At 70.2% G+C, this 19559-nt stretch carries 22 protein-coding genes; 16 read left to right on the forward strand and 6 right to left on the reverse strand.

Going from position 1 to position 19559, the window contains the following annotated elements; genetic code table 11:
• Positions 1–960: TerC family protein (locus SZ60_RS12145; protein WP_043596297.1), on the reverse strand; the 960-nt coding region annotated here is incomplete at its 3' end.
• A gap of 209 nt (positions 961–1169) precedes the next feature.
• Here SZ60_RS12145 and ftsY point away from each other — a divergent pair.
• Complete coding sequence (gene ftsY / locus SZ60_RS12150) at positions 1170–2039, forward strand: signal recognition particle-docking protein FtsY (RefSeq protein WP_043596298.1); 870 nt, start codon at positions 1170–1172, stop codon at positions 2037–2039.
• Between the two features lie 77 nt (positions 2040–2116).
• On the opposite strand, the gene lipA is transcribed toward ftsY, so the two are convergent.
• Together lipA and lipB are read right to left on the reverse strand one after the other, a co-directional pair.
• Positions 2117–3103 carry a lipoyl synthase gene (lipA, locus tag SZ60_RS12155; RefSeq protein WP_043596300.1) on the reverse strand — a complete coding sequence of 329 codons (987 nt, stop codon included), beginning with the start codon at positions 3101–3103 and terminating at the stop codon, positions 2117–2119.
• Entirely contained in the window at positions 3100–3783 is a 684-nt protein-coding gene (lipB, locus tag SZ60_RS12160; protein WP_043596302.1) for a lipoyl(octanoyl) transferase LipB, read from the reverse strand. Before lipB ends, lipA begins: the two co-directional genes overlap by 4 nt.
• Positions 3784–3887: 104 nt before the next feature.
• On the opposite strand from lipB, the gene ffh reads away from it, so the two are divergent.
• A complete protein-coding gene (ffh, locus tag SZ60_RS12165; RefSeq protein WP_043596303.1) occupies positions 3888–5462 on the forward strand; it encodes a signal recognition particle protein in 1575 nt (524 codons plus the stop codon).
• Positions 5463–5601: 139 nt separating this feature from the next.
• Here the strand turns inward: ffh and SZ60_RS12170 are convergent, their stop codons facing one another.
• The gene (locus tag SZ60_RS12170) at positions 5602–6747 is read right to left on the reverse strand and encodes a glutamate--cysteine ligase (protein ID WP_043596306.1); all 1146 of its coding nucleotides are present in this window, start codon (positions 6745–6747) and stop codon (positions 5602–5604) included.
• Positions 6748–7050: 303 nt separating this feature from the next.
• Between SZ60_RS12170 and rpsP the strand changes: the two genes are divergently transcribed.
• The 4 genes from rpsP to trmD are packed head-to-tail and all read left to right on the forward strand — an operon-like array spanning position 7051 to position 9031.
• Positions 7051–7467 carry a 30S ribosomal protein S16 gene (gene rpsP / locus SZ60_RS12175; protein WP_043596307.1) on the forward strand — a complete coding sequence of 139 codons (417 nt, stop codon included), beginning with the start codon at positions 7051–7053 and terminating at the stop codon, positions 7465–7467.
• Between the two features lie 3 nt (positions 7468–7470).
• Positions 7471–7707, forward strand: coding sequence for an RNA-binding protein (locus tag SZ60_RS12180; RefSeq protein ID WP_043596309.1), 237 nt, complete (start codon positions 7471–7473; stop codon positions 7705–7707).
• 4 nt (positions 7708–7711) lie between these two features.
• Entirely contained in the window at positions 7712–8335 is a 624-nt protein-coding gene (gene rimM, locus SZ60_RS12185; protein ID WP_231567151.1) for a ribosome maturation factor RimM, read from the forward strand.
• A 3-nt stretch (positions 8336–8338) separates the two neighbouring features.
• A complete protein-coding gene (gene trmD, locus SZ60_RS12190; protein WP_043596311.1) occupies positions 8339–9031 on the forward strand; it encodes a tRNA (guanosine(37)-N1)-methyltransferase TrmD in 693 nt (230 codons plus the stop codon).
• 54 nt (positions 9032–9085) lie between these two features.
• Here the strand turns inward: trmD and map are convergent, their stop codons facing one another.
• Positions 9086–9856 (reverse strand): type I methionyl aminopeptidase, encoded by a 771-nt coding sequence (gene map, locus SZ60_RS12195; RefSeq protein WP_043596314.1) that lies wholly within the window; start codon positions 9854–9856, stop codon positions 9086–9088.
• Positions 9857–9894: 38 nt separating this feature from the next.
• On the opposite strand from map, the gene SZ60_RS16605 reads away from it, so the two are divergent.
• From SZ60_RS16605 to SZ60_RS12240, 9 genes are all read left to right on the forward strand, one after another.
• Positions 9895–10464 (forward strand): hypothetical protein, encoded by a 570-nt coding sequence (locus SZ60_RS16605; RefSeq protein ID WP_052505371.1) that lies wholly within the window; start codon positions 9895–9897, stop codon positions 10462–10464.
• A 160-nt stretch (positions 10465–10624) separates the two neighbouring features.
• The gene (gene rplS, locus SZ60_RS12205) at positions 10625–10972 is read left to right on the forward strand and encodes a 50S ribosomal protein L19 (RefSeq protein ID WP_043596315.1); all 348 of its coding nucleotides are present in this window, start codon (positions 10625–10627) and stop codon (positions 10970–10972) included.
• A 67-nt stretch (positions 10973–11039) separates the two neighbouring features.
• Positions 11040–11789 (forward strand): signal peptidase I, encoded by a 750-nt coding sequence (gene lepB / locus SZ60_RS12210; RefSeq protein WP_043596317.1) that lies wholly within the window; start codon positions 11040–11042, stop codon positions 11787–11789.
• Entirely contained in the window at positions 11786–12424 is a 639-nt protein-coding gene (locus tag SZ60_RS12215; RefSeq protein WP_043596318.1) for a ribonuclease HII, read from the forward strand. Before lepB ends, SZ60_RS12215 begins: the two co-directional genes overlap by 4 nt.
• Positions 12425–12498: 74 nt before the next feature.
• On the forward strand, positions 12499–12822 hold the full coding sequence (locus SZ60_RS12220) for a DUF2469 domain-containing protein (RefSeq protein WP_043596320.1): 324 nt from the start codon (positions 12499–12501) through the stop codon (positions 12820–12822).
• A gap of 151 nt (positions 12823–12973) precedes the next feature.
• A complete protein-coding gene (locus SZ60_RS12225; RefSeq protein ID WP_043596322.1) occupies positions 12974–13339 on the forward strand; it encodes a YraN family protein in 366 nt (121 codons plus the stop codon).
• Positions 13336–14865, forward strand: coding sequence for a YifB family Mg chelatase-like AAA ATPase (locus SZ60_RS12230; protein WP_043596324.1), 1530 nt, complete (start codon positions 13336–13338; stop codon positions 14863–14865). The genes SZ60_RS12225 and SZ60_RS12230 overlap by 4 nt, the downstream gene beginning before the upstream one ends.
• Positions 14862–16124, forward strand: a complete 1263-nt coding sequence (gene dprA, locus SZ60_RS12235) for a DNA-processing protein DprA (protein WP_082060115.1) — start codon at positions 14862–14864, stop codon at positions 16122–16124. The genes SZ60_RS12230 and dprA overlap by 4 nt, the downstream gene beginning before the upstream one ends.
• A gap of 50 nt (positions 16125–16174) precedes the next feature.
• Positions 16175–17089 carry a tyrosine recombinase XerC gene (locus SZ60_RS12240; RefSeq protein ID WP_197073557.1) on the forward strand — a complete coding sequence of 305 codons (915 nt, stop codon included), beginning with the start codon at positions 16175–16177 and terminating at the stop codon, positions 17087–17089.
• Positions 17090–17166: 77 nt separating this feature from the next.
• Here the strand turns inward: SZ60_RS12240 and SZ60_RS12245 are convergent, their stop codons facing one another.
• Positions 17167–17577: a murein hydrolase activator EnvC gene (locus SZ60_RS12245; RefSeq protein ID WP_231567152.1), complete on the reverse strand. Its 411-nt coding sequence runs from the start codon at positions 17575–17577 to the stop codon at positions 17167–17169.
• Between the two features lie 268 nt (positions 17578–17845).
• Here SZ60_RS12245 and SZ60_RS12250 point away from each other — a divergent pair, with 268 nt between their 5' ends.
• A complete protein-coding gene (locus SZ60_RS12250; RefSeq protein ID WP_043596328.1) occupies positions 17846–19294 on the forward strand; it encodes a sugar porter family MFS transporter in 1449 nt (482 codons plus the stop codon).
• Positions 19295–19559: the final 265 nt, after the last annotated feature.

A 19559-nucleotide genomic window follows, 5' to 3' on the forward strand; every position in this document is an offset into this window, starting at 1 on the left:
GTTCTTCGCGAGGCTGGCGACCGTCGCGACGGCGATGGTCAGCACGATGAAGCCGAGCGAGAACCAGATCGGGATCTCGGGGATCCAGGTGATCGGCTCGCCGCCGTTGATGAACGGCACCTCGTTGACGTGCAGGGCGTGGAACAACAGCTTGACGCCGATGAAGGCGAGGATGACCGCCAGGCCCTGGGCCAGGTACACGAGGCGCTCGAGCAGACCCGAGATGAGGAAGTACAGCTGACGCAGGCCGAGCAGCGAGAACGCGTTCGCCGTGAAGACGATGTAGGCCTCTTGCGTGAGGCCGAAGATGGCCGGGATCGAGTCGAGCGCGAAGAGCACGTCGGTCAGGCCGATCGCGACCATGACGAGGAAGAGCGGGGTGAAGAGGCGCTTGCCGTCGACCTTGGTGGTCAGCTTCTGGCCGTCGTAGTCCTGCGAGGTGGGGATGACACGGCGCAGGGCACGGATGAGCTTGCTGTCCGCCTCGTCCTTCTCGTCGTCGCCGTGGCCGCCCTTGACCTGGCTGTAGGCGAGCCAAAAGAGCAGGATGCCGAAGAGGTAGAAGACCCACGAGAAGTTCTCGATGATGACCACGCCGGCCGCGATGAACAGACCGCGCGAGAGCAGGGCGATGGCGATGCCGACGAGCAGCACCTTCTGCTGGTAGATGCGGGGCACCGCGAAGCTCGTCATGATGATCAGGAAGACGAACAGGTTGTCGACTGAGAGGGCCTTCTCGGTGATGTAGCCGGCGAAGTACTCGCCACCGAAGGTCCAGTTCGAGAAGACGCCCACGCCGACGCCGAACAGGACGGCGATGCCGATGTAGACGCCCGACCAGATGGCCGACTCGCGGATGGTCGGCTCGTGCGGCGTGCGGACGTGACTGAAGAAGTCGAAGAACAGCAGGCCGATGATGCCGGCGATGGTGATCGCCCAGGTCAAGAAATGGACGTCCATGTGTGTACCTCCAGTACGCAGCGGGTACCGAAGGTCTCCTCCACTCGCGTCGCGTCCTGATCAGGACGGCTGCGAACCGGTGCACCGGGTCGAGATCGGTCTCTTCCGTATTGACGACGCCACCGCGTGGGAGTACTCCCCTTCAACCTGGCGAGCTTACAGCCTCTGCACGTCCGCGGTCTCGTCCGGGGCCGAATAAGCTGGCCCGCATGGCTTCCCCCTGGTCCCTCTCCGGTGCCCTCCGTGGCATGTTCGCCAAGAAGACGATCGACGAGACCACGTGGGACGACCTCGAGGCCGCCCTGATCGGCGCCGACTTCGGCCCCGACGTGACCGAGCAGATCATCGACGACCTGCAGGCGAAGGTGCAGCGCTACTCGACCACCGACCCCGCCGACCTCAAGCGCATGCTGCGCGAGACGCTCGAAGAACGGCTCTCGAAGCTCGACTCGACCCTCAAGCTCAGCGCCCGACCCGCCGTCGTGCTCATGGTCGGCGTCAACGGCGTCGGCAAGACGACGACCATCGGCAAGTTCGCCAAGTTCCTGCGGAACTACGACCGCTCGGTCGTCGTGGGGGCGGCCGACACCTTCCGTGCGGCGGCCGTCGAGCAGGTCGCGACCTGGGCCGAGCGTGCCGGCGCCCGCATCGTCCGCCCCCAGCAGCAGGGCCAAGACCCTGCGTCGGTGGCCTTCCAGACCGTCGAGCTCGCCATGCGCGAAGGCATCGAGATCGTCCTGATCGACACGGCGGGGCGACTGCAGACGAAGTCGGGCCTGATGGACGAGCTCGGCAAGATCAAGCGCGTCGTCGAGAAGCAGACCGAGATCGCCGAGGTGCTGCTCGTGCTCGACGCGACGACCGGCCAGAACGGCCTGGCCCAGGCGCAGGCCTTCATCGAGCACGCCGGGGTGACCGGCCTCGTCCTGACGAAGCTCGACGGCTCGGCCCGCGGCGGATTCGTCCTCGCGGTGCAGGAGCAGACCGGCATCCCGATCAAGCTCGTCGGTCAGGGCGAGGGCATCGGCGACCTCACCGGCTTCACCCCCCACGTGTTCGTCCAGAACCTCATCGCGTAGGCGCCCACGCGCCCCGGCACGGACGCAGGAGGCGCGGGTCACGCGACCCGCGCCTCCTGCGTCCACCCCGGCGCGCGTCACACGGCCTGGCGCCCGGCCCCCGCCTCGAGCAGGTGGCGCAGCGCCTCGGGCACGACTCCGCCGCGTGCCTCGGTCGCCCGCGCCCACAGTCGACCCGCACGGTACGACGACCGCACGAGCGGCCCGGCGAGCACACCGCTGAAGCCCATGTCCTCCGCGATCTCGCGGAAGTCGACGAACTCGTCCGGGTGCACCCACCGGGCGACCGGCAGGTGCCGGGGGCTGGGGCGCAGGTACTGGGTCAGCGTGATGATGTCGGTGTGCGCCTCCCGGAGTCGTTCGAGGGCGTCGACGACCTCACCTCGTTCCTCACCCATGCCGAGGATCAGGTTCGACTTCGTCACGAGGCCGGCGTCGTGACCCTGTGTGATGACGTCGAGGGACCGCTCGAAGGTGAACGCGGGGCGGATGCGCTTGAAGATGCGCGGCACCGTCTCGACGTTGTGGGCGAAGACCTCGGGCCGGGCGTCGAAGACCTGCCCGAGCAGGTCGGGGCGAGCGTTGAAGTCGGGGACGAGGATCTCGACGCCCGTGCCCGGGTTCAGCTCGTGGACGCGGCGGATGGTCTCGGCGTAGAGCCACGCGCCTCCGTCGTCGAGGTCGTCGCGCGCGACGCCGGTGACGGTCGCATAACGCAGCCCCATCTCGCGCACCGACTCGGCGACCGACAGGGGCTCGCGGCGGTCGATCGGGCTCGGCTTGCCCGTGTCGATCTGACAGAAGTCACAGCGGCGCGTGCACTGCGAGCCGCCGATCAGGAACGTCGCCTCGCGGTCCTCCCAGCACTCGAAGATGTTCGGACAGCCGGCCTCCTGGCAGACGGTGTGCAGCTTCTTGTCGACCACGAGCTCGGTCAGGGCGCGGTACTCGGGGCCCTGCTTGGCGGTGGTCTTGATCCAGGTCGGCTTCTTCTCGATCGGGGTCTCGGCGTTGCGGGCCTCGACGCGCAGCAGCCGTCGGCCCTCGGGGGCGGTCGTCGTCATCGGTGGGCTCCCACAGGGTCGGGTCGGGCCGGCCGGCGTCCGGCGGTCTCGAGGCTGGTCAGGTACGTGGTCAGGGCCGTCTCGAGGGCGTCCGCGACGTCGGTGACGGCCACGTGCCTCCCGGAGGCGCGGGTCAGGCTGGTCACGCCGGCGTCGGTGATGCCGCAGGGCACGATCTGGGCGTAGGGGGACAGGTCGGCGTCGCAGGTGAGGGCGACTCCGTGCATCGTCACGCCCTCGGCGACCCGCACGCCGACCGCCGCGACCTTGTCGTCACCGAGGGGCCCCGGCACCCAGGCACCGCTGCGCCCGGCCACCCGCACGGCCGACACTCCGACGCCCGAGCACACCTCGATCAGGCACGCCTCGAGCGCGCGGACGTGCGCGACGACGTCGAGCGGCTCGGGCAGGCGCACGATCGGGTACGCCACGAGCTGGCCGGGGCCGTGCCAGGTGATGCGTCCGCCGCGGTCGACCGGGACGACGGGGGAGCCGTCGCGAGGCAGGTCGGTCGGTTGCGTGCGCGTACCTGCCGTGTAGACGGACGGGTGCTGGCAGAGGACGAGTGCCGAGTCGAGCCGGCCGGCCACCACGTCGGCGTGCAGTCGCCGCTGCAGGCGCAGCCCCTCGCGGTAGTCGAGCGGCGGACCCGTCAGGCCGACACGTCGCGTCGTGGTCATGCCCCGAGGGTAACCTCATTGATGAACCGAGTACAACAAAGCCGGGCCGAGGAGGTGCGGCCACGCAGCGCGGGACGCCGACGGTCGGTTAAGATGGGCGCACCATGGCCACTTTTGGAACCCTCTCCGACCGCCTCGCGGAAACCTTCAAGAACCTCCGCAACAAGGGCAAGCTGAGTCCCGCCGACGTCGACGGCACCGTGCGCGAGATCCGTCGCGCCCTGCTCGACGCCGACGTCGCGTTCGACGTCGTCAAGGCCTTCACGAACACGGTGCGCGACCGCGCCCTCGGCGACGAGGTCAGCAAGGCCCTGAACCCCGCGCAGCAGGTCGTCCAGATCGTCAACGAAGAACTGGTGCAGATCCTCGGCGGTCAGCAGCGTCGGCTCGAGTTCGCCAAGAACCCGCCGACCGTCATCATGCTCGCCGGCCTCCAGGGTGCCGGCAAGACGACGCTCGCGGGCAAGCTGGCCAAGTGGCTCGCGAAGGACGGCCACACGCCCATGCTCGTGGCGGCCGACCTCCAGCGTCCCAACGCGGTGACGCAGCTGCAGGTCGTCGGAGAGCAGGCCGGCGCCCACGTCTTCGCGCCCGAGCCCGGCAACGGCGTGGGTGACCCGGTGAAGGTCGCCAAGCAGGCCATCAAGTACGCCCGCGACAAGCAGTACGACACGGTCATCGTCGACACGGCCGGTCGTCTCGGCGTCGACGCCGAGCTCATGAAGCAGGCCGCGAACATCCGCAAGGCCGTGGACCCCGACGAGGTGCTGTTCGTCATCGACGCGATGATCGGTCAGGACGCCGTCGCCACCGCCAAGGCCTTCCAGGACGGCGTCGACTTCACCGGCGTCGTGCTCTCGAAGCTCGACGGCGACGCCCGCGGTGGTGCCGCCCTCAGCGTCGCGTCGGTCACCGGCCGCCCCATCATGTTCGCGTCGACGGGCGAGTCGCTCGACGACTTCGAGCCGTTCCACCCCGACCGCATGGCGAGCCGCATCCTCGACCTCGGTGACATCCTCTCGCTCATCGAGCAGGCCCAGCAGGCCTTCGACGAAGAAGAGGCGATGGCGGTCGCGCAGAAGATCGCGACCGACTCCTTCACGCTCGACGACTTCCTCACGCAGATGCAGCAGCTGCGCAAGATGGGCTCGATCAAGGGCATGCTCGGCATGCTGCCGGGCGCCAAGGGCATGCGCGAGCAGCTCGAGAACTTCGACGAGCGCGAGATCGTCCGCACCGAGGCGATCATCCAGTCGATGACGCAGCAAGAGCGTGCGATGCCCAAGCTGCTCAACGGCTCGCGTCGCCTCCGCATCGCGCGCGGTTCGGGCATGACCGTCACCGACGTCAACCAGCTCGTGCAGCGCTTCGAGCAGGCCTCGAAGATGATGAAGACCGTCGCCAAGGGCGGCGTGCCCCAGGTCCCCGGCATGGGCCCGATCCCCGGCGCCTCGTACGCCGGCAAGAAGGCGCAGCCCAAGAAGAAGGGCTCGAAGGCCGGCAACCCGGCCAAGCGCGCCGCTCAGAACGCCGCCCTCGCCACCGGTGCCAAGCCCGCTTCGTCCGCTCCCGGCGGTTCCGGCTTCGGACTGGGCGGCGGTGGTGGTGCCACGGCCGGTGGCACGGCACCCTCGCCCGAAGAGCTCGCGTCGCTGCAGAAGATGCTCGGGCGCGGCTGACCCGACCCGCGCCTCCTGACGATCGTCGACGCCCGTCCCGCCTGACGCGGGGTGGGCGTCGTCGTCCCTGCGTAACGACGTCCGTGCCTGACGTCGTCCGTGCCTGACGTCGTCCGTGCACGACGTCGGACGCGGCGCCTCACTCGGCTGCGGACAACCCCTCGTCGAACTCGCGGACCAGCGAGGCCACGACGGGCCGGAGGTCTCCGCCGTGGGCGGCGGCGACGGCGAGCTGGCGCTGGTAGCTGGCCCCGCGGTCGGTGATCACCGCGAGCGAGTGCAGTTCGTCGAGGCAGCCGAGGCGTTCGGCCGCCGGCTCGAGCGACGTCACGAGTTCGCGCAGGTCGTCCGTCACCAGTCGTTCGTCGCCGGCCGCGTTCTGGATCACGATGGCGTCCATGCCGTACCGGGCGGCGCGCCACTTGTTCTCGCGGACGAACCACGGCTGCATGCTCGTCAGGGTCTCGCCGCGGTCGAGCCGCTCGGACATGTCGTCGACGAGGCACTGCACCAGTGCCGTCACGGCGGCGAGCTCGTCGGTCGTCGCGATGCCGTCGAAGACGCGCGTCTCGAGGGTGCCCCACTTCGGCGAGGGACGGAGGTCCCAGCGCAGTTCGCTGTGGTCGTCGATCACGCCGGTGTGGGTCATGTCGGCGACCATGGCCTCGTATTCGGACCAGGTCGCGAACTGGGGCGGCAGACCCGCCGTCGGCAGCTGCTGGAACATCAGGGCCCGGTTCGAGGCGTATCCCGTCTCTTCCCCGACCCAGAACGGGCTGGACGCCGTCAGGGCCTGGAAGTGCGGCAGGTAGGTGAGCATGCCGTTGAGGATCGGCAGCACCTTGGCGCGGTCGTCGATGCCGACGTGCACGTGGACCCCCCAGATCATCATCTGGCGGCCCCACCAGCGCGTGCGGTCGATCAGCGTGGCGTAGCGCTCCTTGTCGGGGGTCACCTCCTGGTCGACGTAGCGGCTGTAGGGGTGCGTTCCGGCACACATCAGGTCGGCGCCGAGCACCGAGGCGGGGCCGCGGACCTGGTCGATCGTGCCCTTCAGGTCGTCGACGGCGTCGGCGACGCGGTGGTGGACGCCCGTGACGACCTCGACCGTGTTGGTGAGCAGTTCGTTGGTCAGTCGCTCGGGGCCGCCGTCGTTCACGTGGGCCAGGTCGGCGAGGATCGCCGGGGCGTGCGGCGCCAGCTCGCCCGACTCGTGGTCGACGAGGGCGAGCTCCCACTCGACGCCGAGGGTCGACCGCTCTGAGGTCGTGAAATCGATGCGCATCCGCGTGGCCTTCCCGTGGGCGTCAGGGCGGGTCCATCCTGCCAGTCGGGGCGCGCAGGGGGCCGTCGACGGAGCAGGTGGGCACGTCCTGAGTCGTCCGATGACGCCGGGGAGGCGCGGTGCCCAACACGACGCGAAGCAATTCGTGCAGATGGCCTTTCGTCTGCAACAATGGGAGGTCGAGTCTTCTGTCGTCCGACCCTCTAATCAGGCGACGTTCGACTCCCATCAGAGCTTTCGAGCCGAGTGTGCCCCCACGCTCACGGCTGGCTACTCGCCCACATCACATCACACAGGAGAATTGTGGCTGTCAAGATCCGTCTCAAGCGCATGGGCAAGATCCGCGCCCCCTACTACCGCATCGTCGTCGCCGACTCGCGCACCAAGCGTGACGGTCGCGTCATCGAAGAGATCGGCAAGTACCACCCCACCGAAGAGCCTTCGTTCATCGAGGTCGAGTCCGAGCGTGCGCAGTACTGGCTCTCCGTCGGCGCACAGCCGACCGAACAGGTCGCCGCGCTGCTGAAGCTCACGGGTGACTGGGGCAAGTTCAAGGGCGACGCCGACGCCGTCAGCACCGTCAAGACCAAGGCCCCGAAAGAGGCCTTCGTCGCCGACGAGAAGAAGAAGCCGGTCCTCGTGCCCAAGACCGAGAAGCCCGCCGTCAAGGCCGAGGCTCCCGCCGAGTCCAGCGACGACGCCGAGACCACCGAGGCGTAGTCGGTGCTCGCACCTGCACTCGAACACCTCGTCCGGGGGATCGTCGATCACCCGGACGAGGTGCAGGTCGTGGAGAAGAACTCCCCGCGAGGCGACGTCCTCGAGGTGCACGTCCACGCGGACGACCTCGGTCGCGTGATCGGCCGCGCCGGCCGCACCGCCAAGGCCCTCCGCACCCTGATCACGGCACTGGCCGACGGCAAGCGTGTCCGGGTCGACGTCGTCGACGGCGATCTCTAGAGCCGTGCCGTCCGACCGCAAGACCGAACTCCGGGTGGGGCGCCTCACCAAGGCCCACGGCCTCAAGGGCGCCCTCAAGCTCGAACTCTTCACCGACACCCCCGAACAGCGCTTCGTGCCGGGTGCCGTGTTCCGCCTGCAGGTGCCCGCCGACAGCGCCTGGCACGACAAGACCCTCACCCTCACCGAGTTGCGCTGGTACAACAGCCACCCGGTGGGCTTCTTCGAGGGCGTCGACGACCGCACTGCCGCCGAGTCCCTCGTCAAGGCGATCCTCTGGGTCGACCAAGACACGGACGAGCTGCCGCACGAGGACGACGCCTGGTACGACCACCAGCTGGTCGGCCTCCGCGTCGAACGTGACGGTGTCGTCGTCGGCACCGTGGCCCGGGTCGATCACCTGCCGGCCCAAGACCTCCTCGCGGTCGACACCGCGTCAGGCGAGGTTCTCGTCCCGTTCGTCTCGGCCCTCGTGCCGAAGGTCGACGTCGAGGCCGGCGTGGTCGTCGTGACCCCGCCGCAAGGGCTGTTCGAAGAGCTGGCCGACGACACGGACGACGAGCCGGCGTTCGACGGCGTCGACGAGCCGGCCTCCGAGGGCGAGTCCGCTCCCGACGACGAGCGCTGACGCGTGCGCATCGACATCGTGTCGATCTTCCCCGAGTTCTTCGGGGTGCTCGACATCTCGTTGCTGGGCAAGGCCCGGCAGCAGAAGCTGCTCGACGTCGCCGTGCACGACCTGCGTGACTTCACGCACGACCGGCACCGCACCGTCGACGACACGCCCTACGGTGGCGGGGCCGGCATGGTCATGCGTCCCGAGCCCTGGGGCGAGGCGCTCGACCACGTCTTCGGCAACACGTCCACGCCCGACGACACGATCATGATCGTCCCGTCGCCGGCGGGCACGCCGTTCACCCAGGCCATGGCGCGGGAGCTCGCGTTCGCGCCGCATCTGGTCTTCACCTGCGGCCGGTACGAGGGCATCGACCAGCGCGTCGTCGAGCACGCCGCCACCCGGGCGACGGTGCGTGAGATCAGCCTGGGCGACTACGTGCTGAACGGCGGAGAGGTCGCGGTCACGGCGATGATCGAGGCCATCGGGCGTCTCGTCCCGGGTGTCGTGGGCAACCCCGAGAGCCTCACCGAAGAGAGCCACGAAGACGGCCTGCTCGAGTACCCCAGCTACACCAAGCCGGCGTCCTGGCGCGGTCTCGACGTCCCTCCCGTGCTGCTCAGCGGCAACCACGCGGCCATCGCGACCTGGCGTCGTGAGCAGCAGCTCGAACGCACCCGTCGGGTGCGGCCCGACCTGCTCGACTGACGGGGTCCGCGGGTCGAGGTGCGGGCCAGGGGCCGCGGCCCCGGCTCGTCCAGGTCAGCCGCGTGCGGTGAGCACGAGCGGTCCGTCCTCGGTGACGGCCACGGTGTGCTCGACGTGCGCCGCCCTCGAACCGTCGACGCTGCGCAGCGTCCAGCCGTCGGCGTCGGTGACGATCTCGTCGGTTCCGCGCATCAGCCAGGGTTCGATCGCGACGACGAGCCCGGGCCGCACCGGCCAGCCCCGGCCCGCGCGTCCGTCGTTCGGGACGTGGGGATCGCCGTGCATCGTCCGTCCGACCCCGTGGCCGCCGAACTGCAGGTTGACGCCGTAGCCCGCGCTGCGGGCGACCCGGCCGATGGCCGCCGAGACGTCGCCCAGCTTGGCGCCCGGCCTCAGGGCGGCGATGCCGGCGTCCAGAGCGACCTCGCACGTCTCGATCAGGCGGAGGTCCTCGGGCGACGCCTGCTCGCCGACGACGAACGACAAGGCCGAGTCGGCGACCCAGCCGTCCACCGAGGCGGCGAAGTCGAGGCTGAGCAGATCGCCGTCGCGCAGCCGGTGGCGGTGCGGCAGGCCGTGCAGGGCCGCGTCGTTGACCGACGTGCAGATCACCTTGCCGAACGGACTCGCACCGAACGACGGGTGGTAGTCGACGTAGCAGCTCTCGGCGCCCGCCTCGCGGATCATGCCGTGCGCGAGCTCGTCGATCTCGAGCAGGTCGATCCCCGGTCGTGCAGCAGCTCTGGTCGCCTCGAGCACGCGGGCGACGAAGGCTCCGGCGGGCCGCATGCGCTCGATCTCGTCGGGCGTGCGCAGTTCGATCATGCAGCCATTCTTCACGATCGTTTCGTAGCCTCGACCGCATGACGATGCGCCGGGTCTTCTACCGCCTCCTCTGGGTGGCCGTGTTCGTGCTTCCGCTCTGGGTGCTGCTGGGCCGGGCGTTCTTCGGCGTCCCGTTGGGACTCCAGTTCGTGGGCCAGCTGCTGCTCGTGCCCCTGCTCTTCGTGGGGCAGGCGGTGGCCACCGGTGTGGTGGTGGGTCGCCGCAGCGTCCGACAGGCGAAGGCCGTGTCGTGGGCCGACGTCGGTCTGCTCACGCTGTCGTGGCTCGGGCAGCTCGGTCTCGGGTTCTTCATCGTCGACAGTTCCGCCGAGTCGGCGTCCGCGTCGGCCTTCACGCAGGTCGCCGGCGGGGCCTCGTCCCTCGACCTCTCGACCGCCCTGTTCGCGCTCTGTGCCGTCGTGACGATCGCGGCGGGCGTCGGCCTGTTCGCCTCGGCCCTGTGGCAGTTCGTCAAGGAGGCGCGGGCCCGCATGGCCACGTCGCTCGCCGATCTCGAGAGGGTCGCGTCGGGCACCGGGGCCGCCGCGGGGCGTCGGCCCGGCTACGGCGACGACGGCCCCGTCATCACCATCACGCCGCGCGGCTGACACGGGCGCCCGCGCTGTGGCACAATAGGCGCTTGTGCCTGCGCACGACTCTGCCACAGGGGAGTCTGCCGATCCAGAGCACACCTTCTTCATCATGACGGGCGCGTGACGTGCCCCAGACACGCAGTCGACCTGTGGCGGTTGCAGAGAGCGAACGACAATGCACATCCTCGACGCGGTTGACTCCGCCAACCTCCGCTCGGACGTCCCCGACTTCCGCGCCGGCGACACCGTCAAGGTGCACGTCAACATCATCGAAGGCACGCGCTCGCGCGTCCAGGTCTTCCAGGGTGTCGTCATCGGCAAGCAGAACGAGGGCATCCGCGAGACCTTCACGGTCCGCAAGGTGAGCTTCCAGGTCGGCGTCGAGCGCACCTTCCCGGTGCACTCCCCGGTCATCGACCACATCGAGGTCGTCAGCCGTGGTGCCGTCCGTCGCGCCAAGCTCTACTACCTGCGCGAGCTGCGCGGCAAGAAGGCCAAGATCAAGGAGAAGCGCGACAACTAGTCACGCGTCCCCGCGACATCCACCGAGCTCCCCGCCATCTAAGATGGCGGGGAGCTCGGGTGGTTAAATGACGAATGACACAGTGAGGCGCGCCCTGCGTCCTCGACGCGACGACGGCGGGAAGCGCGGCATCGGCACGTTCGTGCGCGACGTCCTCGTCATCTTCCTGGCGGCGCTCCTCATCTCGTTCCTGATCAAGACGTTCTTGATCCGGTCGTTCTACATTCCTTCCGGGTCGATGGAACAGACGCTCCAGATCAACGACCGCATCATCGTCAACGAGCTCGTGCCCGACCTCGTCGACGTCAAGCGTGGCGACGTGGTGGTGTTCACCGACCCGGGTGGGTGGCTCGACGGCACGGCGCCGATCAGCACCACCACGGGCAACCCGGTGTCCGACGGCATCTCGTGGTTCCTGACGCTGGTCGGGCTCGGTGCACAAGACAGCAACGACCACCTGATCAAGCGGGTCATCGGCCTGCCGGGTGACACGGTCGAGTGCTGCAACGACTTCGGCCAGATGTCGGTCAACGGCGTCCCCCTCGACGAGCCCTACGTCAACCTGCCTCCGGGCGAGACCCGCGTCTCGGCCGACGACTTCTCGGTCACGGTCCCCGCCGACTCCCTGTGGGTCATGGGCGACAACCGCTACAACTCGAAGGACAGCCGCTACAACGGCGCCACCCCGAGCAAGGGGTTCGTCCCGATGAGCGACGTCGTCGGGCGCGCCTTCGTCATCAGCTGGCCCACCGACCGCTGGACGTGGCTCGGCGACTACCCCGACGTCTTCCGCGGCACCGAACGAGAGGGCGAATGAGCCCCGTCGTCGACCCCACGCTCGAATTCGAGCGCGAGCTGCACGCCACCGGAGCGACCTGGGTGATCGGCTGTGACGAGGTGGGTCGGGGTGCCATCGCCGGGCCGGTCGCCGTCGGGCTCGGAGCGGTCCACGTCGAGTGCCTCGACGTCCCCGCGGGTCTGCGCGACTCGAAGCTCTTGTCCGAGAAGCGACGCGAGGCCCTCTACCCGCTGGCGACGTCGTGGGTGTCCCATCACGCGGTGGGCTTCGCCGAGGCGCACGAGGTCGATCGGCTGGGCATCGTCGTCGCCCTCGGCCTGGCCGGCAAGCGCGCCCTGACCGCGCTGCACCACGCCGGCGTCGGCATCATGCAGTCCGTCGTGGTGCTCGACGGCAACCACGACTACCTGTCGCCCCAGCTCGCCACCCCTCCCCGCATCACGACCCGGGTCAAGGCCGACCGCGACTGTGCGTCGGTGGCGGCGGCGTCGGTCATCGCCAAGGTCGAGCGCGACCGGCTGATGATCGAGGCCGACGGCGCCCACCCGGGCTACGGCTGGGCCGGCAACAAGGGATACGGCTCGTCGGCGCACTACGGTGCACTGTCCGAGTTGGGGCCGTCGCCACTCCACCGTCTCACCTGGTTGCACTGACTCCCGGGGCAGAGGTCCGAACCGGCAGGCCTTCGGCGTCCGCCGCCCCGAGGGCCGCGTAGGATGATCCTCCGATGGACGAGGACGATTTCGAAGACTACGACCGCGAGGTCGAGCTCGCGCTGTACCGCGAGTACCGCGACGTGGTGTCGCAGTTCCGCTACGTGGTCGAGACCGAGCGGCGCTTCTACCTGGCCAACGAGGTCGACCTCGTCCGGCGCGACACCGAGCACGACTTCTACTTCGAACTCTCGATGACGGACGTCTGGGTGTGGGACGTCTACCGTTCCGACCGTTTCGTCAAGTCGGTCCGGGTGCTCACCTTCAAGGACGTGAACGTCGAAGAGCTCACGACCCGCGATCTCGAGCTGCCGAAAGAACTCGCGCTCGACGAGTAATCCCGGCCGCGACGTGACCCGTTGCCGCGGGATGCGACCCGTCTGACACGGCTCGTCCCCAGCCGTCACCGGATCGGTGGCGTCCCCAGACGATGTCCCGCCCGCCCCCCGAGGGACAGGCCTCCGCCAGCCTGCTGGCAGGAGGTCAGACATGGCGAAGAAGGACGAATTGGGTCGGCGCGGCGAAGACGTCGCGGCCGAGTACGTCGAGGCGCAGGGCATGCGGGTCGTCGAGCGCAACTGGCGGTGTCGCGAGGGCGAGATCGACCTGGTCGCCCTGGACGGAGACGTGCTGGTCGTCGTCGAGGTCAAGACGCGGTCGGGCACCGGCTACGGCCACGCCCTCGAGGCCGTGACGCCGGCCAAGTTGGCGCGTCTGCGACGGCTGGCGGGCGCCTGGTGCCAGGCGCATCCCTCCACGACGCCCCGGGGGTTGCGCATCGACGTCGTGGGCATCACGGTCGAGCGGTGCGCGGGGCACGAGCGCATCGACCACGTCCGCGGGGCCGGAGCATGAGCGTGGCGCGGACGAGGGCGGTCGCCCTGCTGGGGGTCGACGGTGCCCTGGTCGAGATCGAGGCCGACATGGGTGCCGGGCTGCCGGCGTTCGTGATCATCGGTCTGCCCGACACGTCGCTGGGCGAGGCCCGCGACCGGGTCCGGTCCGCCGCGACGAACTCCGGGTGCGCCTTGCCGGCGCGCAAGCTGACCGTCAACCTGTCACCGGCCTCGCTGCCCAAGCAGGGGTCGTCCTTCGACCTCGGCATCGCCATCGCGGCCTTGGCCGCAGCCGAAGTCGTTCCCGCCGAGTCCGTCGAGCGCGTCGTCCACCTGGGCGAGCTCGGTCTCGACGGCCGACTCCGCCCCGTCGACGGCGTCCTGCCCGCCGTGCTGGGTGCGCGTCGGGCGGGGGCCACCACCGTCATGGTGCCGACCGACAACGCCGACGAGGCGGCCCTCGTGCCCGGCATCCGCGTGGTGCCCGTGCCGAGCCTCCGCGAGGCCGCCATCTGGCACGGCGCAGGTCTCGAACCCGAACCGGTCGAGGCCATCACGAGATCGCGCTCCGAACCGACGGTGCCGGCCGAACTCGACCTCGCGGACGTCATCGGCAACGTCGACGCCGTCGAGGCGCTCGTCGTCGCCGCGGCCGGCGGTCACCACCTTCTCATGGTCGGCCCTCCCGGTGCGGGCAAGAGCATGCTGGCGGCCCGCCTGCCGGGACTGCTGCCCGACCTCGACGCCGACTCGGCCCTCGAGGTCGCGTCGATCCGCTCCTTGGCCGGGGTCGCCGTCACGGGCGATCTCGACCGGCGTCCGCCGTTCGAGGCGCCTCACCACACGTGCAGCGCGGCGGCCTTGGTCGGCGGCGGCAGCGGGGTCATCCGGCCCGGTGCCGCGTCGAGGGCTACCCGCGGCGTGTTGTTCCTCGACGAGGCGCCCGAGTTCCAGCAGACGGTCCTCGACTGCCTTCGCCAGCCTCTCGAATCGGGTGAGACCGTCGTCCACCGGTCGAGGTCGGTGGCTCGCTTCCCGGCGAGGTTCCAGCTGGTCGCCGCGGCCAATCCTTGCCCCTGCGGGCAGTACGGTTCCCGCGACTCCGACTGCAGCTGTTCCCCGCATCAGCGGCGTCGGTACCTCGGCAAGCTCTCCGGGCCGCTCGTGGACCGCATCGACCTGCAGTTGCGGGTGGCCCGCATCAGTTCGTCCCAGTTCCGAGCCTCGGCCGACGTCGTCCCGACGACGACGCGCCAGGCTCGCGACCGCGTCGACCGGGCCCGTGACCGTGCCGCCCGTCGGCTCGACGGCACCCCCTGGCGGTTGTCCGGCGAGGTCCCCGGTACCTGGCTGCGCGACCCGGCGAACCGCCTGGCCGTGGCGGACTCGCAGCCCGTCGACCGGGCTCTCGAGACCGGTGCCCTGACGATGAGGGGCTACGACCGCGTGCTGCGCGTCGCCTGGACCCTCGCCGACCTCGACGACGACCCTGCCCCCGTCCGCCGTCACGTCATGCGGGCCCTGAGCATGCGGCAGTCGCTGTGAGCGACCTGCTCAGGGCGACCTCCACCGAGCTGGCCGATCTCGTGCGGCCCGTCCTGCCGGACGTCGACGATCTCAGCGAGGCGCAGACCGTCCGGGCCTTCGCCCTGGGCGCCTGGACGGGCGTGGTCGAACCGGGGGACGCGGTGGGCGGGGTCGTCCGGGCGTTGCTCGGGCCGACCGTCGGTCTCCGCGTCGTGCTCGAGGCTGCGGTCGGTCGGGACGAACCCCGCCCGGGTCTCCTGTCCGGGGCGCTGGTCGAGGCCGGGGCGACCCTCGACGACGTCGAGCGGCTCGACCTCGTGCGGGCGCTGAAGAGGTGGCGGCCACGACTCGAGACCGGGGTGATCCTCCGGTCGTTCCACACGGCGACCGTCGTGGGATCGAGGCTGCTCGTGCCGGGTACGCCGTTCTGGCCCACGGTCCTCGACGAGCTCGGAGACCATGCCCCCGTGGCCCTCTGGGCGCGAGGTCCGGCGTGCGTCCCGGTACCGGCGTCGAGCATCGCCATCGTCGGTTCGAGAGCGGCGACGGCCTACGGCGAGCAGGTGTCGGCCGAGCTCGCCGACGGCGTGGCCGACCGCGGCCTCGCGGTCGTCTCGGGTGCCGCCTACGGCATCGACGGTGCGGCCCACTGGGCGGCCCTCGCCGCGTCGGCGACGACGATGGCGGTCATGGCCGGGGGAGTCGACCACCTCTACCCGGCCGGGCACGACGGCCTGCTGCGACGCATCCTCGAGACGGGCCTGATGATCTCCGAGGCCCCCTGCGGGGGCAAGCCGTCACGGTGGCGTTTCCTGCAACGCAACAGGCTCATCGCGGCCCTGACGGCCGCGACCGTCGTCGTCGAGGCCGGCGGCCGCTCGGGGTCGCTGAACACGGCCGCCCACGCCCAGTCGCTCGGTCGTCCGGTCGGGGCCGTGCCCGGTCCGGTGACCTCGCCGTCGTCCGTGGGCTGCCATGCCCTGATCCGATCCGGTCTGGCCGAGTGCGTGACGAGTGCCGACGAGGTCCTCGCACTCGCCGGGGTGCCGACCGACCTCGTCGTGGCGTCGTACCAGGGGCGGCGGCTCGACCCCGAGACGATGCGGGTGCTGGACGCCCTCAGCACGACGGCGACCCGCGAGACCGACGAACTGGCCGTCGCGAGCGGTCTGTCGCTCGAGACGGTCCGCGACGTACTGGCCGAACTCGACCTCTCGGGCGCGGCCCGACGGCACGGATCGGGGTGGCGACGGGTGCGGGGGCGTCGTGATGGTTAGCCTGTCGGCATGCGAGGGCCGGGGTCGAGACGCGAGGGGCGGACCTTGCCGTGACGCGCCTCCTGGGCGAGGTCGAACGGTTCGCGGACCACCTGCACGACGGTCGGGGGCTCAGCGACCACACGGTGCGGTCGTACGGTGCCGACCTCGACTCGCTCGTCGTCTTCGCCGAGAAGCGGCTCGGCCGCCCGGGCGAGGTCGGCGACCTCGACCTCGACCTGCTGCGCGACTGGCTCTGGCAGGGCACGCAGGCCGGGCTCGCCCGGGCCACCCTCGCCAGGCGGTCGGCGAGCGTCCGGGCCTTCACCCGATGGCTCGACGAGACCGACCGGACGCCGGTCGACATCGGCGCGCGGCTGCGCGCGCCGAAGCCCGAGAGCCGTCTGCCCCGCGTCCTCACCCGCGAGCAGGTCGACGGCCTGCTGGCCTCCCTCGCCGTCCGTGCCGACACGGGCGACCCCGGTGCGCGTCGGGACCTCGCCGTCGTCGAGCTCCTCTACGGGGCGGGCCTGCGCGTGTCCGAGCTCGTCGGTGCCGACCTCGGCGACGTCGACCTCGAGAGACTGACCGTGCGGGTGACCGGCAAAGGGGCGAAACAACGCGTCGTGCCGTTCGGCGTCCCGGCGGCCGAGGCCCTGGGACGCTACCTCCAACGCGCGCGCCCGACGCTCGTCACCCCGGCCACGGACCCTGCGTTCTTCGTGGGGTCCACCGGAGGGCGGCTCGGTACGAGGGCCGTCTACCGCTTGGTCGCCGGGCTGCTCGCCGACCTCCCGGGCGGGGGGCCGGCGGGGCCGCACGCCCTGAGGCACACGGCGGCCACGCACCTGCTCGACGGGGGCGCCGACCTCCGGGCCGTCCAGGAGTTGCTCGGCCACGCGAGCCTCGGCACCACGCAGATCTACACGCACGTCTCGACCGACCGGTTGCGGGACAGCTACCGTTCGGCACACCCGCGCGCCTGACGGCGCAGAGGACACCGGCACGGCCCGAGGCGCCTGACGCACGCGCCCGAGCGACGCGTCCCGAGTGGCACCGGTGCTCAGCGGGGCCGTGTCGGCAGCAGCACCGACGGTTCGATCCCGCCCAGGAACAGCAGGGGCGAGACGTACTCGCCGTCGATGCGCGCCCCCACGTGCAAGCACGGCCGGTCCGAACAGTGCCCCGGCACGAGCACACCGACGGTCTGCCCCCGCGTGACGACGTCGCCCTTCGAGACATCGGCCGCCACCGGCTCGAAGCTGCTCAGCACTCCACCCGAGTGGGCGATCGACAGCACAGGGCGGTCCACCACGACCCCGGCGAAGTGCACCACCCCGTCGTCCGGCGCGGTCACGACCGAGCCCTCGGTCGTCCCGACGTCGATGCCGCGGTGCCCCGGCGACCACGGGTTCGGCGGCCCGACGAAGGGCCGGACCACCGGGTGGGGCGAGGCGACGGGCCAGGCCCACACCGCGCCTCCTGCGTTCTCCGCCGGAGGTGATGCGAACGCCGGCGAGGACGTGGACGACCCGGCGACGAGGACCGCCAGGACCGTCGTCGAGGCCCCGACGAGGCGGCGGAGCGACCGCGGAGGACCAGAACGCATACCGGTACCTTGCCGGTTGCGCAACCTTTCTCGGCGAGGCGTAAGGTTCACCCGTGCACGAACACCCCGTGCACACCGTTTGTGGGGGAGTCGTGGCCACGAGCCCTGCTCCTCGAGCCGTGAAGGAGTACAGGTGTCGAACACCACTGCAACGACGAAGAGCTTGAACAGGCGGGTGACCGCGCTCGCCGTGGCGGCGGCCATCGGCGGGTTCCTGTTCGGCTTCGACTCGTCCGTCATCAACGGCGCCGTCCAGTCCATCACCGACGAGTTCGGCCTCACCGAGTTCGCCTCGGGCTTCGCGGTCGCCTCGGCCCTGATCGGTTGTGCCATCGGTGCCTACGTCGCCGGCCGTCTCGCCGACAAGATGGGCCGCATCAAGGTCATGCTGATCGGTGCCGGTCTGTTCCTGATCAGCTCGATCGGTGCCGCCGCGGCCTTCGCCGTCTGGGACCTCGTCCTCTGGCGCGTCATCGGCGGCCTCGGCATCGGCATCGCCTCGGTCATCGCCCCCGCCTACATCAGCGAGGTGTCGCCCAAGGCCATCCGTGGTCGTCTGGCGTCGTTCCAGCAGCTCGCCATCACCCTCGGCATCTTCGCCGCCCTGCTCTCGGACCAGCTCTTCGCGGTCACGGCGGGCGGTGCCTCCGAGCCGTCGCTCTTCGGCCTCGCGGCCTGGCGCTGGATGTTCCTGGTGGGCATCGTGCCGTCGGTCGTCTACGGAATCCTCGCCTGGCGTCTGCCCGAGTCGCCGCGGTACCTCGCCGGTGACGGGCGTGAGGCCGAGGCCAAGAAGGTCCTGCAGTCGATCGTCCCCGCCGAGACGGTCGAGACGAGCCTGAAAGAGATCACCGACTCGATCCGCACCGAGGCCGAACTCGAGAAGAAATCGTCCATCCGCGGCAGCCGCTTCGGCCTTCAGCCCATCGTCTGGGTCGGCATCATCCTCGCCGTGCTGCAGCAGTTCGTCGGCATCAACGTGATCTTCTACTACTCGACCACCCTCTGGCAGGCCGTCGGCTTCCAGGAAGAGGACTCGTTCCTCATCTCGACCATCACCGCCGTCGTCAACGTCGCGGTGACCTTCATCGCGATCGGGCTCGTCGACAAGGTCGGTCGCCGGCCGATGCTGCTGACCGGCTCGATCGGCATGTTCGTCAGCCTCGCCGTCACCGCCCTGGCGTTCAGCCAGGCCACCACCTCGGCGAGCGGCGACCCCTCGCTGCCCGGCGCCTGGGGCCCGGTGGCGCTCGTGGCCGCGAACCTCTTCGTCGTGTCGTTCGGTGCCACGTGGGGCCCGCTCATGTGGGTGCTGCTCGGCGAGATGTTCCCGAACAGCATCCGTGCCACGGCGCTCGGCGTGGGCAGCATGGCGAACTGGATCGCCAACTTCATCGTGACGGTGTCGTTCCCGACCCTCGCCGCCCTCAGTCTCACGCTGTCGTACGGCATCTTCGCGTTCTTCGCGCTCGTCTCGTTCTTCTTCGTCCTGGCGAAGATCCCCGAGACCAAGGGCCGCTCGCTCGAAGAGATGGGCATCTCGGCCGTCCAGGCCGACACGGGTCGGTCCACGAAGGCCTGAGCCCGGCAGAAGCACTCTCGGCAAGCGAACGTCCCGTCCAGATCCTGGGCGGGACGTTCGCTTTCCGAGACTGCTCTCGGTCACCGACGCGTCGTCCGAGCGCAGCGCACTCGGGTGTCGACCACCGCCTCTCCTCGCCCGAGGTGGTGCTAACATGAGCGATGCAGCCTGCTCAGCAGGCTGACTTCGCGTGCCCTGTGCGTCCTCGGACGCACCGACGTCGAGGCGACCTGGTCGCCTCGCGCCGCTCCCGGCCTCCACGTCC

Origin of the sequence: Frigoribacterium sp. MEB024, from assembly GCF_000878135.1 — a bacterium.
Lineage (GTDB): Bacteria > Actinomycetota > Actinomycetes > Actinomycetales > Microbacteriaceae > Frigoribacterium.

What these genes read in the sequence shown, in the direction of transcription:
- lipB (WP_043596302.1), bottom strand. Translation starts at nt 3,783, where the DNA reads ATGACCACGACGCGACGTGTCGGCCTGACGGGTCCGCCGCTCGACTAC.
- SZ60_RS12220 (WP_043596320.1), top strand. Translation starts at nt 12,499, where the DNA reads ATGGACGAGGACGATTTCGAAGACTACGACCGCGAGGTCGAGCTCGCG.
- SZ60_RS12230 (WP_043596324.1), top strand. Translation starts at nt 13,336, where the DNA reads ATGAGCGTGGCGCGGACGAGGGCGGTCGCCCTGCTGGGGGTCGACGGT.
- lepB (WP_043596317.1), top strand. Translation starts at nt 11,040, where the DNA reads ATGACGAATGACACAGTGAGGCGCGCCCTGCGTCCTCGACGCGACGAC.
- SZ60_RS12170 (WP_043596306.1), bottom strand. Translation starts at nt 6,747, where the DNA reads ATGCGCATCGATTTCACGACCTCAGAGCGGTCGACCCTCGGCGTCGAG.
- SZ60_RS16605 (WP_052505371.1), top strand. Translation starts at nt 9,895, where the DNA reads ATGACGATGCGCCGGGTCTTCTACCGCCTCCTCTGGGTGGCCGTGTTC.
- ftsY (WP_043596298.1), top strand. Translation starts at nt 1,170, where the DNA reads ATGGCTTCCCCCTGGTCCCTCTCCGGTGCCCTCCGTGGCATGTTCGCC.
- SZ60_RS12215 (WP_043596318.1), top strand. Translation starts at nt 11,786, where the DNA reads ATGAGCCCCGTCGTCGACCCCACGCTCGAATTCGAGCGCGAGCTGCAC.
- lipA (WP_043596300.1), bottom strand. Translation starts at nt 3,103, where the DNA reads ATGACGACGACCGCCCCCGAGGGCCGACGGCTGCTGCGCGTCGAGGCC.
- rplS (WP_043596315.1), top strand. Translation starts at nt 10,625, where the DNA reads ATGCACATCCTCGACGCGGTTGACTCCGCCAACCTCCGCTCGGACGTC.
- SZ60_RS12225 (WP_043596322.1), top strand. Translation starts at nt 12,974, where the DNA reads ATGGCGAAGAAGGACGAATTGGGTCGGCGCGGCGAAGACGTCGCGGCC.
- ffh (WP_043596303.1), top strand. Translation starts at nt 3,888, where the DNA reads ATGGCCACTTTTGGAACCCTCTCCGACCGCCTCGCGGAAACCTTCAAG.
- map (WP_043596314.1), bottom strand. Translation starts at nt 9,856, where the DNA reads ATGATCGAACTGCGCACGCCCGACGAGATCGAGCGCATGCGGCCCGCC.